This is a genomic window from Janthinobacterium sp. GW821-FHT03C10, assembly GCF_059420865.1.
In genome coordinates, this window is sequence record NZ_JBWKUN010000005.1 from 415856 (window position 1) to 430501 (window position 14646).

A 14646-nucleotide genomic window follows, 5' to 3' on the forward strand; every position below is an offset into this window, starting at 1 on the left:
ATGCAAACCACCATCCTTGACCCCAGCCTGACGCAAACCCTGGCCGCCGCGCGCGAGCCGGGCCTGACCCTGATTATCGGCAACAAGAATTACTCGTCGTGGTCGATGCGCCCGTGGGTGGCCATGACGGCCTTCGGCATCCCGTTCCAGGAAGTGCGCGTGCTGCTCGACCAGAGCGACACGGCGACAAAAATCGCCGTGTATTCGGCCTGCGGCCGGGTGCCCGTGCTGCTGGCGGGAGAAATGACGATCTGGGACAGCCTGGCCATCTGCGAATACCTGGCCGAGCAGTTTCCCGATAAACACATGTGGCCGCAAGACGTGGCCGCGCGCGCCATGGCGCGCTGTGTCTGCGCGGAAATGCATTCCGGTTTCACCGGCCTGCGCACGGACATGTCGATGAATATCAAGGCGAAGTTGCCGGGCCGTGGCCGCACGGCCGCCGCGCAGGCGGACATCGGCCGCATCAGCGAAATCTGGGAAGAGTGCCTGTCGCGCTTTGGCCACCACCAGTTCCTGTTCGGCGACTTTTCCATCGCCGACGCGTACTTTGCCCCCGTCGTCATGCGTTTCCGCACCTATGGCGTGTCGCTGGCGCCGGCGCTGAACGCCTACTGCGAGCGCGTGCAGGCGCACCCGGCCGTGGCCCGCTGGATCACGGAAGCGCTGGCGGAGACGGAAATTGCTGCCAAGCACGACGCGGAATTGCCTGATTAAGAAAAGAGTGTTATGAAGATATACACGGTCGGTGGCGCGGTGCGCGACCAACTGCTGGGCTTGCCCGTGAAAGACCACGACCACGTCGTTGTGGGCGCCACGCCGGTAGACATGCTGCGTCAGGGCTTCCGCCCCGTCGGCAAGGATTTTCCCGTCTTCCTGCACCCGAAGACGCAGGAAGAATACGCCTTGGCCCGCACGGAACGCAAGACGGCCCCCGGCTACCGGGGTTTCGTCTTCCACACGGCGCCCGACGTCACCCTGGAAGACGACCTGGTACGCCGCGATCTGACCATCAACGCCATCGCCCGGGCCGAGGATGGGACGTTGACCGACCCGTTCGGCGGCGTCGAGGATATCCAGAACAAGATCTTCCGCCACGTCTCCGACGCGTTTGGCGAGGACCCCGTGCGCATCTTGCGCCTGGCCCGCTTTGCCGCCCGCTTTCATACTTTCACTGTGGCGCCCGCCACCATGGAACTGATGCGCGAGATGGTGCAGGACGGCGAAGTCGACGCCCTGGTGGCCGAGCGCGTGTGGCAGGAGGTGGCCAAGGGATTGATGGAAAGCCATCCTTCGCGCATGCTGACGGTGCTGCACGAATGCGGCGCCCTGGCGCGCATCATGGGGGAAATCACGTTGAGCGAGCGCTTGCTGCAGGTCATCGACCATGCCGCCGCGCAAGGCCTTGACTTGCCCGTGCGCTTCGCCGCCTTGACGCTGCATATGAGCAAGGATGCCATCGAGCAGTTGAGCGAGCGCCTGCGCGTGCCCAACGAGTGCCGCGAACTGGCCGTCATGGCGGCGCGCGAGCTGGACAATATCAACGGCGCGCTGGACTTGGGCGCCGAAGCCATCGTCGCCCTGTGCGAACGCTGCGACGGCTTGCGCAAGCCGCAGCGCTTCGTGCAACTGCTGCAAGCCGTGGCTTGCGACGGACTGGTCACCGGCGACTTTCCCCAGGCGGCGCGGCTGCAGGGCGGGCTGGACGCGGCGCGCGGCGTGCATGCGGGTGCGCTGGCGCAAGGCTGTGCGGAGCCGAAACGCATCCCTGAAGTCATCCATGCGGCGCGGGTGGCGGCCGTGGCGGCCTTCCTGGCCCAGGCTTGAATGGCGCGGATAGGCTACAATGGCGCCATGATGTTGCACTGCACAATAACGGCCTGACGTGCCGCAGCACCGCCCCCAGGAGTCGACGTGACCTTACCCAAGCTGTTTCAAAACCCGTTTCGCCGCTGGCTCAGCCGTAGCGGAGGCGGGCGTCCGACCGTGCTCGTCAAGCAGTTGCACGAGCGCGACCGGCGCCGCATGATGAAGCATTTCCTGTCGCTCGAGAAAAGCGACCGCCTGCTGCGCTTCGGCAGCGCCTTGCCCGATGAACTCGTCGCGCAGTACGTGCAAAAGATGGATTTCTCGCGCGACATGATCTACGGCGTCTACAACAGCCTGTTCAAACTGGTGGGCGTGGGCCATCTGGCGTTCGCGCCGAAGGACCAGTCGCCGGCGAAAAGCGTGGTGACGGACAAGGAGCAGGTGGCCGAGTTTGGCGTATCCGTGTCGAAATCGATGCGCGGCATGGGCGTCGGTTCGAAACTGTTCGAGCGGGCGGCAATTCACTGCCGCAACAACGATGTCGATACCCTGTACATGCATTGTTTGTCGTCGAACAAGACGATGATGCATATCGCCAAGAAGGCGGGCATGGAAATCCAGCGCGACTATGGCGAAGCCGATGCCTACCTAAAACTGTTGCCGCCGAACCCGACCAGCATGCTGCAGGAAGCCGTGCAGGAGCAGTTCGCCATGTTCGACTACACATTCAAGGCGAATGCGCGCGCCGCCAGCAAACTGTTCGAGCGCTTGCCAGGGCGCAAGAAGCCCGCGCCGCCGGCCCCCCCGCCGCCTGCCGACTGATTACAGCAGGGGCAGTGCCGTCGTATCCTTGATGCGCTGCAAGGCGAAGCTCGACTTGACGTCCAGCACGGCCGGGTGGCGCAGCAGGGTGGCCATCATGAAGCGCGAGAAATGCTCCATGTCTTCCACGTGCACGCGCAACAGATAATCCATTTCGCCCGTCATCGCATAGCAGGCCACCACTTCCGGCCATTGCGCCACGGCCACGGCGAAGTCGGCGCGCGGCGACGTGTTCGTCACCAGATTCGGCGCCAGCACGCGCGCCGTGCTGTGGGCCGTGGCGTCGCTGTGCTTTTCCAGCCGCACATTGACGTAGGCGAGCAAGCCCAGGCCGATCTTTTCCGGGTCCAGCAGGGCCACGTACTGGCGGATCACGCCCGCTTCTTCCAGCCTTTTGACGCGGCGCAAGCATGGCGACGGCGACAGGCTGACCTGCTCGGCCACGTCCTGATTCGACAGGCGGCCATCGGCCTGCAGGACGGAGAGGATCTTGCGATCCGTTTTATCCAGCGTAATTTTGCTCATGCTTCCTCCGGTGGTTCTTGTTTCACGCAATATTATTGCGCAAATCATGATTGTTCGGGAGATCTTTGGCATTTAATGCCCGTGACCCACGCCTATACTGTGCGCTACTTCTTGGAGGAGACATCATGCAATTTCAGCCTTGGGACAACCCGATGGGTACCGATGGTTTCGAGTTCGTCGAGTATGCAGCACCAGACCCAAAAGCATTGGGCAAGCTGTTCGAGAACATGGGCTTCACGGCCATCGCGCGCCACCGCCACAAGGATGTGACCCTGTACCGTCAGGGCGACATCAATTTCATCATCAATGCCGAACAAGATTCGTTCGCGCAGCGTTTTGCCCGTCATCACGGCCCGTCCGTGTGCGCCATCGCCATCCGCGTCGACGACGCGGCCTTCGTCTACCGCCGCGCGCTGGAACTGGGCGCCTGGGGTTTCGACAATAAGACGGGGCCGATGGAGCTGAATATTCCCGCCATCAAGGGCGTGGGCGATTCGCTGCTGTACTTCGTCGACCGCTGGCGCGGCAAGGGCGCCGACAAGCCGGACGCGGCCGCGCCGGGCGGCATCGGCGACATCAGCATCTATGACGTCGATTTCGTCGCCATTCCCGGCGCCGTCGCCAACCCGGTCGGCCATGGCCTGACCTACATCGACCACCTGACGCACAATGTGCACCGTGGCCGCATGAAGGAATGGGCGAGCTTCTATGAAAACCTGTTCAACTTCCGCGAAGTGCGCTACTTCGATATCGAAGGCAAGCATACGGGCCTCAAATCGAAGGCCATGACTTCGCCATGCGGCAAGATCCGTATCCCGATCAATGAATCGTCGGATGACAAGTCGCAGATCGCCGAATACCTGGATCAGTACCACGGCGAAGGCATCCAGCACATCGCGCTGGGTACGGACAATATCTACGCGTCCGTGCAAGGCATGCGCGATACAGGTATCGATTTCCAGGATACGATTGAAACTTACTATGAGCTGGTCAACCGCCGCCTGCCGAACCACGGCGAGCAGCTGGAAGAACTGCGCCGCCTGCGCATCCTGATCGATGGCCACAGCACGGAAAACGAACGCGAACTGCTGCTGCAAATCTTCACGCAGACGGTGATCGGCCCGATCTTCTTCGAGATCATCCAGCGCAAGGGCGACCAGGGCTTCGGCGAAGGCAACTTCCGCGCCCTGTTCGAATCGATCGAGCTGGACCAGATCAAGCGCGGCGTGCTGAAAGATACGAACGCGGCGTAATGTTGCTTTGTAACAAATAGTAGTAAAAAAAGTACCGGCCCGGGAGTGCAGCGCAGCAAAGAACTGCGCGCCTTCCTGTGGTAGTCTACGACAAACAAGTCATTTTTCCGCACCGGCATGCTCACAAAGCGCGGCCGGTACGTGTGAGTTCAACCGACTTTGCACGCGTAGCACAGAGAATAATGGAGACAAGTAATGAATGCACCAATCAAGGGCTCGAGTCTTGAGCCGGGCGCGCACGCGTCCGAAATTTCCCTGAACGACAAATACACCTTGGAGCGTGGCCGCGCCTTCATGACGGGCACGCAAGCGCTGATCCGCCTGCCCATGCTGCAGCGCGAGCGCGATGTAAAAGCTGGCCTGAATACGGCCGGCTACATCACCGGCTACCGCGGTTCGCCTGTGACGTCCGTCGACATGACGGCGATCAAGGCCAAGAAATACCTCGATGAACACCACGTCAAATTCCACCCGGGCCTGAACGAAGACCTGGCCGCTACGGCCGTCTGGGGCACGCAGCAAACGAATCTGTTCGAAGACGCGAAATACGACGGCGTGTTCGGCATGTGGTACGGCAAGGGCCCCGGCGTCGACCGCTGCGGCGACGTCTTCAAGCACGCGAATAATGCCGGTTCCGCCAAGCACGGCGGCGTGCTGGTGCTGGCCGGCGACGACCATGCGGCGAAATCCTCGTCCACGGCGCACCAGTCCGACCATATCCTGAATGCCTGCGGCATCCCCGTGCTGTACCCGTCGTCGGTGCAGGAATACATCGATTACGGCTTGCATGCATGGGCCATGAGCCGCTACACGGGCTTGTGGGTGTCGATGAAATGCGTGACCGACATCATCGAGTCGGGCGCCGCCGTCGATTTCGACCCGGACCGCGTACAGATCACCCTGCCGACCGACTTCGAGATGCCGGCCGGCGGCTTGAACATCCGCTGGCCCGACACGGTGCTGGAACAAGAAGTGCGCATGAACAGCTACAAATGGTATGCGGCGCTGGCATATGCGCGTGCCAACAAGCTCAATAAAATCATCTGGGACAGCCCGAAGGCGCGCATCGGCATCATCACGGCCGGCAAATCCTACCTGGATACGCGCCAGGCGCTGGCCGACCTGGGCATCGACGAGCAGACGGCGTCCGACATCGGCATCCGCCTGTACAAGATCGGCATGACCTGGCCGCTGGAAGCGGACGGCGTGCACGAATTCGCCAAGGGCCTCGATGAAATCCTCGTGGTGGAAGAAAAGCGGCAAATCCTCGAATACGCGCTGAAGGAAGAACTCTACAACCTCAAAGACGGCGAGCGTCCGCGCGTGGTCGGCAAGTTCGACGACACGGGCGAGTGGAGCAACCAGAAGGGCACCGGTCACGGCGACTGGCTGCTGCCGGCCACGTATGAACTGAACCCGGCCATGATCGCCCGGGCGATCGCCAGCCGCATTTCGCGCTACTACGCGGGCCACCCCGTCGAGCAGCGCGTGAAGGAACGCATCGCCTACCTGGAAGCGAAGGAAAACGTCCTCAAGGCCATCAGCGTGAAACCCGATCCGCAAAAGGACCGCACGCCGTTCTTCTGCTCCGGCTGCCCGCACAACAGTTCCACGAAAGTGCCGGAAGGCTCGCGCGCGCTGGCCGGCATCGGCTGCCACTACATGGTGCTGTGGATGGACCGCGAAACGTCGACGTTTACCCACATGGGCGCAGAAGGCGTCACCTGGGTGGGGCAGGCGCCGTTCACGAATGAAAAGCACGTGTTTACCAACCTCGGCGACGGCACGTATTTCCACTCGGGCATCCTGGCCATCCGCGCGGCCGTTTCGGCCAAGGTGAACATCACCTATAAAATCCTGTTCAACGATGCGGTGGCCATGACGGGCGGCCAGGAATTCGACGGGCCTTTGTCTCCGGCCATCATTTCGCGCCAGATCGCTGCCGAAGGCGTGGGCCCGATCATCGTCGTCACGGATGAACCGGAAAAATACCCGGACGATTACGCCTGGGCGGAAGGCGTCACCGTGCGCCACCGTTCGGAACTGATGGACGTGCAGCGCGAACTGCGCGACATGCCCGGCGTGTCGGCCATGATCTACGACCAGACCTGCGCCTCGGAAAAACGCCGCCGCCGGAAACGCAATGAATACCCGGACCCGGCCAAGCGCGCCGTGATCAACGAAGCCGTCTGCGAAGGCTGCGGTGACTGTTCCGTGCAATCGAACTGCCTGTCGGTGGAACCGCTGGAAACGGAACTGGGGCGCAAGCGCCAGATCAACCAGTCGTCCTGCAACAAGGATTTTTCGTGCACGACGGGTTTCTGCCCCAGTTTCGTCACGGTGGAAGGCGGCGGCCTGAAAAAGCCGAAGAAGGCGGCTGCCGCCGACAAGGATGCGCCAGCCGCGCCGGCCTTGCCGACACCGATGATTCCATCGACTGCCGAGCCGTTCGGCATCCTGGTGACCGGCATCGGCGGCACGGGCGTCGTCACCGTCGGCCAGATCCTGGCCATGGCGGCCCACGTGGAAGGCAAGGGCTGTTCCGTGCTGGACATGAGCGGCCTGGCGCAAAAGGGCGGCCCGGTGATGTCGCACGTGCGTCTGGCGGACCGCCAGGAAGACATCCACTCGACCCGCGTCGGCACCGGTGCGGCCGACCTGGTGATCGGCTGCGACCTGATCGTCACGGCCAGCCGCGACGCCCTGTCGCGCATGGGAGAGGGACGCAGCTGGGCCATGATCAACTCGACCAGCTCGTCGACGGCCGCCTTCGTGAAGAACCCGGACTGGCAATTCCCCGGCGCTTCCGCGCGCATGGAAATCGAAAAGGCGTGCGGCAGCGACCACGTCGACTTCATCGACGCGGGCCAGATCGCCACGGCGCTGATGGGCGACTCCATCGCGACGAATATGTTCATGCTCGGCTACGCCTGGCAAAAGGGCAAGGTGCCATTGAGCGAAGCGGCCATCATGAAGGCCATCGACTTGAACAATGTCTCGGTGGCGTTCAACAAGGCGGCCTTCAACTGGGGCCGCGCGGGTGCGCATGACGCGGCCAGCCTGGTGCGCATGACGACACCAGCCAAGGTGGTGGAATTCAAGCGCATCGACACGCTCGACGACATCATCGAAAAGCGCGTCGCCCTGCTGACGGCCTACCAGGACCGCGCATATGCGCAGCAATACCTGGACTTCGTCGGGCAGGTGCGCGCCGCCGAAAGCGCCCTGAACGGCCCGCACTTGCGCCTGACGGAAGCCGTGGCACGCTACTTCTACAAGCTGATGGCCTACAAGGACGAGTACGAAGTGGCGCGCCTGTACACGGACGGCGCCTTCCAGGCGAAGATCGCGTCCATGTTCGAAGGCGACATCAAGCTCAAGTTCCATCTGGCGCCGCCCATCATGGCGAAAACGGATGCCCAGGGCCACTTGATCAAGAAGGAATTCGGCCCGTGGATGATGAAGGCGTTCGGCGTGCTGGCCAAGTTCAAGGGCTTGCGCGGCACGGCCTTCGACGTGTTCGGCCATACGGCCGAGCGCAAGATGGAGCGCGCGCTGATTCTTGAATACCGCGCGACGGTGGGCGGCCTGCTGCCGAAGCTGACGACGGCCAAGCTGGCGCAAGCCGTGGCGATCGCCAGTATTCCGGAAGACATCCGCGGCTATGGCCACGTGAAGGAGCGTCATCTGAAGGCGGCGAAAGAGAAGGAAGCGAGTCTGCTGATCGCCTTCAACGCGCCCGCGCCGCTGCCGCCCGTCGTGGCGGCGCCCGTGGCGGCCACCGTGTGATGGGGTGAACGCCTCGCTGTAGCAATGGCGCCTGCGGGCGCCATTTTTTTTGTGTCAAAGAAAACAACGCTTGCTGGCAAAACGCATTATAATTTTTCGATAATTTCTTTATAGAAAGTTTCTCATGCATGCCCTGCGACTTGGCTCCCTCGCTGTTTCCTTCGTATGTGTGTTGAGTGCCTGCGGCGGAGGCGGCGGCAGCGACAGCGCGTCCGTCGTCCCGCCCGTGACGCCGACGGGCCCGACGGCGCTGGTCGCCTCGTCCACGGTGGCGAACCGCTGCGAGGCGCCGCGCAGCGGCAGCGGCATCGACAAGCCGGGCACCTTGCTCGATGAACTGACGTGGGTGCGCAGCTGGATCGATGAAACGTATCTGTGGTACCGCGAAGTGCCGACCACCTACCTGCCGCAAAGCTTCGCCACGCCGATCGCGTATTTCGACGTGCTGAAAACAACGGCCACGACGGCGTCCGGCAAGCCCAAGGACCGCTTCCATTTCACCTACACGACGGCCGAATGGGAAGCCTCGCTCAATGGCGTGGAACTGGGTTACGGCATGCTGCTGGCGCTGACGCGCACCACGCCGCCGCGCAAGGCCGTGGTCACGATCGTCGAGCCAGGCTCGCCAGCCGACCTGGCGGGCTTGCGGCGCGGCGATGAACTGCAAACCGTCGATGGCACCGATTTCGTCAATGCCCCTGACGCTGCCAGCGTGAAGATCATTAACGCCGGCCTGTTTCCTGCAGCGCAAGGTGCGCACACGCTGGCGTTCAGCCGCAATGGCTCGCCCATCTCCGCGAACCTGCAGGCGGTCGACGTGAGCACCAGCGCCGTGCAAAACGAGCGCATCATCGACACGCCCACGGGCAAGGTGGGCTACCTGACCTTCAACACCCACAACAACGTGGCCGAGCGCCAGCTGGTCGAGACCATGCGCCGCTTCCAGGCGGCCGGCATCAGCGACCTGGTGCTTGACGTGCGCTACAACGGCGGCGGCTACCTCGATGTCGCCAGCGAGCTTGCCTACATGATTGCCGGCCCGCAAGTCACCACCGGCAAGACCTTCCAGCAGGTGCTGGCCAATGACAAGACGCGGCCGGAAGCGCCCGTGCCATTCCATACGCAAAGCCAGGGCTTTGCCGGGCCGAACCCCCTGCCCAAGGGCACGCCTTTGCCTTCGCTGGGCCTCAAGCGCGTGACCTTGCTGACGACGGACAATACCTGTTCGGCCAGCGAAGCCATCATCAACGGCTTGCGCGGCGTCGACGTGCAGGTCAGCCTGATCGGCGGCACGACGTGCGGCAAGCCGTATGGTTTCTATCCCACGCCGAATTGCGGCACCACGTATTTCGCCGTGCAGTTCCAGGGCGTCAATGCCAAGGGCTTTGGCGACTTTGCCGATGGCATGGCGCCGACCTGCGACGTGACGGACGATTACCAGCACCCGCTGGGCGACCCTGCCGAAGGCATGCTGGCGGCGGCGCTGCGCTACCGCGGCAGCGGCAGCTGTACCCCGGCCACGGGCGCGATCAGGCTGTTGAGTTCGATGGAGAGTCCCGCCGACACGGCCGCGCGGCTGCTGCGCCCGGCCTACAAGGAAATTGCTGTGTTGAACCGATAAAGCCCCATGTTGCCCCCCTTCCTGGATGAGGGTGGGGCATCTTTCTTCTCATAAATATTTCTATATAACAATTATGATATATAGAAAGATGAATCCATTCGTTCTGTAATTGCTGGCATCTTGATATCTTTCGCCTTCTCCCTAACCTTGAGAAGCGTAAAGATGCCTATACAATTCAAGTTACCACCGCTCACCGTAGCCGTACTGGCCATCCTCGGCGGTTCCGCATGGCAGGCGCACGCGCAGACGCAAGCGCCTGCAGCGGATCAGCAGCCGGCGGCCACCCCGCCAGCCGTCGTGGTCACCGGTTCGCGGATTCCCCGCGCTAGCCTGGAGGGACCATCGTCCGTCACCATCCTGACGGGCGATGAAATCACCAAGCAAGGGTACAAGAACGTCTTCGATGCGCTGACCAACCAGGTACAGAACAGCGGCTTTACGCAAGGCGAGGACTTCGGCAACACGTTCACGCCATCGGCCAATACCATCAGCCTGCGCGGCCTCGGTCCGAACCATACCCTGATCCTGCTCAATGGCCGCCGCCTGGCCGACTTCCCCGTCGCCTACGAAGGCACGGTCAACTTCACCAACCTGGCGAATATCCCGTCGAGCATCGTCGACCGCATCGAGATCCTCAACGGCGGCGCCTCGGCCATCTATGGTTCCGACGCGATCGCCGGCGTGGTCAACGTCATCCTGAAAAAGCAGACGGAAGGTTTCGATATCAACGTCAAGGCGGGCGGCACCACGCGCGGCGGCGCAGGCAACCAGCGCGTGCAGCTGACGGGCGGCGGCAATTTCGACAAGCTGCATACCTTGTTCAGTGTGGAGCTGAGCCAGCGCGATCCGCTGTCGAGCCTGCAGCGCGACTTCATGGCCACCCGCTCGGGCACGCCGACGAATATCGCGTCGCGTCGCGTGGTAAAGGCGGGTACTTCCGGCACCTACGTGGACCTGGGCGACACCTGCACGCAGTTCGGCGACCTGTTCGGCGGCAGCACCGTCAAGTATCAGGCGAAGAACGGCAGCTATTGCGCCAGCCCGAAAGTGGGCCCCACTTACTGGACCACGCAAACCAAGAACCGCAGCCAGAACGTGTTCGGCAGCGCCAACTATGAGCTGTCACCGGAAACGACCTTGTTCGCCGACTTCCTGATCGGCAAGAACTCGACCGAGAACAATACGCGCGGCCCGACGTGGACGTCGTCGTCGACGGGCAGCAGCTATTTCCGCAACCAGAATACCGATCGCTACGAAGCGTGGACGCGTTACATCTCGCCCGAGGAAATGGGCGGCGTGGAGCGCTACAACCGCAAGTGGGACGACCTGGCCACGGCCATCTCGCTGGGCGCCAAGGGCCGCCTTCCCGGCACGTCGTCGTGGCAATATGAGGCGAACTACAACGCCTCGGTGTACAAGAGCGAAAGCCACACGCCGCGCGCGCTGGCCAATATCGACAGCTTCTTCCTGGGTCCGAAACTGGGCACCGATGCCGCCGGCGTGCCGGTCTACGCACCGGATCCGGCCCGCCTGTCGCGCCGCGTGACGGCGGCCGAATTCGACAGCATCACGGGCAATTCCGACAGCGACGACAAGGCCTGGACGAATACCCTGAGCCTGGCCACCAACGGCGACCTGTTCCAGCTGCCCGCTGGCGCGGCAAAGATCGCCACCATCGCCGAAGTGGGCAAGCAGGGCTTCAGCAACGTGCCCGACGCGCGCCTGAACGAAGGCTACTTCAACGTCGCCACCAAGTCCGACATCACGGCCGGCACGCGCACCCGCTATGCGCTGGGGGCGGAAGTGAATCTGCCGCTGCATGAAAAGCTGACCGGCACCCTGGCCGGCCGCTACGACCGCTACAGCTTTGCCGGCCGCCATGACGGCAAGTTCACCTATAACGGCGGCCTGGAACTGCGTCCCGCGCCGGAGCTGCTGTTCCGCGCCAACTACGCCACCAGCTTCCGCGCGCCGGACATGAACTACATCTACAAGGCGCGCGGCACCGGTTACTACTCGAGCACCACCGATTACTACCGCTGCGGCGCCACGGGCCAGAGCATCGACAACTGCGAATTTGCAAACAAGTCGCCGGGCGCCGATTATGTGCAGAATGGCAGCCGCGACCTGCAGTCTGAAAAAGGCAAGTCGTTCGGCGTGGGCGCCGTCTGGTCGCCAAGTGCCAATTTCGACGTCTCCGTCGATTACTGGAACATCAAGATCGACGACCTGGTGACGAACCTGAGCGCCGACAAGATCCTGCGCGACGAAGCCGATTGCCGCCTGGGCAAGCTCGACATCAATTCACCCACCTGCGCCGATACCCTGGGCCGCGTCGAGCGTTTCGCGGCCAATGCCCTGAACCGCGCCGGCGAGATCAAGACCATCACCGTCAATCCGATCAACGCGGCCAAGCAGAGCAGCAGCGGCATCGACATCAGCGTCAAGTATTTGCTGCGCACGACGGACTATGGCCGCTTTGCCTTCAAGGCCAATTACGCCAAGGTGCTGAGCAATAAATCGCAGCAATTTGCCGGTGACGAAGAGATCGACGAGCTCAAATCGCTGAACAATTCCGACTGGCGCGACAAGCTGAACCTGAGCGTGAACTGGAGCGCTGGCGACTGGTCGAACACCCTGCTGGTCAGCCGCTACAGCAAGATCCCGAACGCCGCCGGTACCGGCTACTTGACGCCGACGGCGCTGGCCAACATCAGCACCGTGTACCGCATCAACGACCGCGCCACCTTGTCGCTGATCGTCAACAACGTGTTCGACAAGATCAAGCGCGACGACAGCGGCGGCTGGCCGTACTATCCGGTGGGCAGCTACAGCCCGCAGGGACGCCAGGGATGGGTCGAATTCAACTACCACTTCGGTTCATAATTCACGCTCGCCAGAGCAAGGCCGGAGCAGCTGACGCTGTTCCGGCTTTTTTATTTTCCGCTGCGTTTTTAGCCGACCGCCCCTCTATAATTGCCCGCTTGTCCTCTCTCGATGGAGTCTGACCCATGCTACGCCACGCCTTGCTGTCCACCGCCCTGTTCACCGTGTCTGCCGCCAGCGCGCACGCCGCTCCCGCCCTGACGACGGTGGCCGAGCGTTCCGCCTTCCAGCAGACGGGCCGCTATGCGGAAGTGGAAGCCCTGTGCCGCCAGTTCCAGGCGCGCTATCCGAAGCAGGTGCGCTGCATCGAATTTGGCCGCACGCCGGAGAACCGCCCCATGCTGGCGCTGGCCGTCAGCAATACGGGCGCGCTGACGCCGGCCGAGGCGGCGCACCGCCAGCTGCCCGTTCTGCTGGTGCAGGGCGGCATCCATGCCGGCGAAATCGACGGCAAGGATGCGGGCTTCCTGGCGCTGCGCGAAGTATTGGAGGGCAGGGCGGCGCCCGGCGCGCTGGACAAGCAGGTGCTGCTGTTCGTGCCCGTCTTCAACGTCGACGGCCATGAGCGCTTCGGCCAGTGGAGCCGTCCGAACCAGCGCGGCCCCGTGGAAATGGGCTGGCGCAGCACGGCGCAAAACTACAATCTGAACCGCGAATACATGAAGGCCGATACGCCCGAGATGCAGCACATGCTGGCACTGGTGAACGCCTGGGATCCGCTGGCCTATGTCGACCTGCACGTGACGGACGGCGCCCAGTTCGAACCCGATATCTCGATCCAGGTCGAACCCGTGCATGCGGGCGACGCCGCGCTGCGCATGGCCGGCACGGCCTTGCGCGATCAGGTCCTGGCCGACCTGGCCAGGCAGGGCTCCGACCCGAAGCCGTTCTATATTTCGTTTGCCGAGAACGACAATCCGCAATCGGGTTTTGTCGATTCGGCGCCGAACCCGCGCTTCTCGCATGGCTATTTCCTGCTGCGCAACCGCTTCGGCATGCTGGTGGAAACCCATTCGTGGAAGGACTATCCGACCCGCGTGCGCATCACGCGCAACACCATCGTCTCGCTGCTGTCGCAAGTGGCGCAGCATGGCGCGCAGTGGCGGCAAACAGCGCTCGAGGCGGACGCGCGCGCCGCGCGGCTGGCCGGCACCACCTTGCCGCTCACGTATAAAACGACGGACAAGAGCCGCATGATCGCGTTTCGCGGCTACGCCTACACGCGCACGCCGTCCGAGGTATCGGGCGCGCTGATGACGCGCTACGACGAAACCACGCCGCAGATCTGGAACGTGCCGCTGCGCGACGAGATCGTGCCCGACCTGCAGCTGGCCGCGCCCAAGGCCGGCTACCTGGTGCCCGCCGCGCAGGCGCAGATGGTGGCGGCCAAGCTGCGCCAGCATGGCGTGTCGTATCAGGTGCTGGCTACAGCGCCCGGCACGCTGCCCGTCGAAACCTTCCGCGCCACGCAGGTGAAATTCGGCGCGCAGTCGTTCGAGGGCCGCCAGACGGCGGCCGTGCAGGGTGAGTGGCAGAAAGAGGCGCGCGTGGTCGGCGCGGGCGCGCTGTACGTGCCCGTCAACCAGGCCAAGGCGCGCCTGGTCGTGGCCCTGCTCGAGCCGCGCGCGCCCGATTCCCTGCTGGCCTGGGGCAGTTTCAATACGGCCTTCGAGCGCAAGGAATACATGGAAGAATACGTGGCCGAAGACGTGGCGCGCGCCCAGCTGGCGGCCGATCCGGCGCTGGCGGCGCAGTTCCACGAAAAGCTGGCCAGCGACCCCGCGTTTGCAAAAAGCCCGGCCGCGCGCCTGGAATTCTTCGCCCGCCGCCACGCCTCGTGGGATGAGCGGCTGAATCTGTACCCGGTGCTGCGCACGGATGCCGCGCCGGCGCTGAAGTAAGGGAAGCCGCGTGCCTTGCTAATTTGCAATGTGCGCGGCG

At 63.2% G+C, this 14646-nt stretch carries 9 protein-coding genes; 8 read left to right on the forward strand and 1 reads right to left on the reverse strand.

Going from position 1 to position 14646, the window contains the following annotated elements; genetic code table 11:
* From AC07VH_RS18990 to AC07VH_RS19000, 3 genes are all read left to right on the forward strand, one after another.
* Positions 1-717 carry a glutathione S-transferase family protein gene (locus AC07VH_RS18990; RefSeq protein WP_494787497.1) on the forward strand — a complete coding sequence of 239 codons (717 nt, stop codon included), beginning with the start codon at positions 1-3 and terminating at the stop codon, positions 715-717.
* A 12-nt stretch (positions 718-729) separates the two neighbouring features.
* Positions 730-1827: a tRNA nucleotidyltransferase/poly(A) polymerase-related protein gene (locus tag AC07VH_RS18995; protein ID WP_494787496.1), complete on the forward strand. Its 1098-nt coding sequence runs from the start codon at positions 730-732 to the stop codon at positions 1825-1827.
* Positions 1828-1914: 87 nt separating this feature from the next.
* The gene (locus AC07VH_RS19000; protein WP_494787495.1) at positions 1915-2631 is read left to right on the forward strand and encodes a GNAT family N-acetyltransferase; all 717 of its coding nucleotides are present in this window, start codon (positions 1915-1917) and stop codon (positions 2629-2631) included.
* Here AC07VH_RS19000 and AC07VH_RS19005 read toward each other — a convergent pair whose 3' ends face one another.
* On the reverse strand, positions 2632-3156 hold the full coding sequence (locus AC07VH_RS19005) for an Lrp/AsnC family transcriptional regulator (protein WP_034783525.1): 525 nt from the start codon (positions 3154-3156) through the stop codon (positions 2632-2634).
* Positions 3157-3281: 125 nt separating this feature from the next.
* On the opposite strand from AC07VH_RS19005, the gene hppD reads away from it, so the two are divergent.
* The 5 genes from hppD to AC07VH_RS19030 all read left to right on the forward strand — a co-directional run bounded on the left by hppD (position 3282) and on the right by AC07VH_RS19030 (position 14606).
* Positions 3282-4409, forward strand: coding sequence for a 4-hydroxyphenylpyruvate dioxygenase (gene hppD, locus AC07VH_RS19010; RefSeq protein ID WP_475415892.1), 1128 nt, complete (start codon positions 3282-3284; stop codon positions 4407-4409).
* Between the two features lie 195 nt (positions 4410-4604).
* Positions 4605-8198 (forward strand): indolepyruvate ferredoxin oxidoreductase family protein, encoded by a 3594-nt coding sequence (locus AC07VH_RS19015; RefSeq protein ID WP_475415893.1) that lies wholly within the window; start codon positions 4605-4607, stop codon positions 8196-8198.
* A 169-nt stretch (positions 8199-8367) separates the two neighbouring features.
* Complete coding sequence (locus tag AC07VH_RS19020; protein WP_494787494.1) at positions 8368-9819, forward strand: S41 family peptidase; 1452 nt, start codon at positions 8368-8370, stop codon at positions 9817-9819.
* Positions 9820-9981: 162 nt separating this feature from the next.
* Entirely contained in the window at positions 9982-12705 is a 2724-nt protein-coding gene (locus tag AC07VH_RS19025) for a TonB-dependent receptor plug domain-containing protein (RefSeq protein ID WP_494787493.1), read from the forward strand.
* 125 nt (positions 12706-12830) lie between these two features.
* Complete coding sequence (locus AC07VH_RS19030) at positions 12831-14606, forward strand: M14 family metallopeptidase (protein WP_494787492.1); 1776 nt, start codon at positions 12831-12833, stop codon at positions 14604-14606.
* Positions 14607-14646 lie beyond the last annotated feature (40 nt).

What these genes read in the sequence shown, in the direction of transcription:
- AC07VH_RS19005 (WP_034783525.1), bottom strand. Translation starts at nt 3,156, where the DNA reads ATGAGCAAAATTACGCTGGATAAAACGGATCGCAAGATCCTCTCCGTC.
- AC07VH_RS19025 (WP_494787493.1), top strand. Translation starts at nt 9,982, where the DNA reads ATGCCTATACAATTCAAGTTACCACCGCTCACCGTAGCCGTACTGGCC.
- AC07VH_RS19015 (WP_475415893.1), top strand. Translation starts at nt 4,605, where the DNA reads ATGAATGCACCAATCAAGGGCTCGAGTCTTGAGCCGGGCGCGCACGCG.
- hppD (WP_475415892.1), top strand. Translation starts at nt 3,282, where the DNA reads ATGCAATTTCAGCCTTGGGACAACCCGATGGGTACCGATGGTTTCGAG.
- AC07VH_RS19030 (WP_494787492.1), top strand. Translation starts at nt 12,831, where the DNA reads ATGCTACGCCACGCCTTGCTGTCCACCGCCCTGTTCACCGTGTCTGCC.
- AC07VH_RS18990 (WP_494787497.1), top strand. Translation starts at nt 1, where the DNA reads ATGCAAACCACCATCCTTGACCCCAGCCTGACGCAAACCCTGGCCGCC.
- AC07VH_RS18995 (WP_494787496.1), top strand. Translation starts at nt 730, where the DNA reads ATGAAGATATACACGGTCGGTGGCGCGGTGCGCGACCAACTGCTGGGC.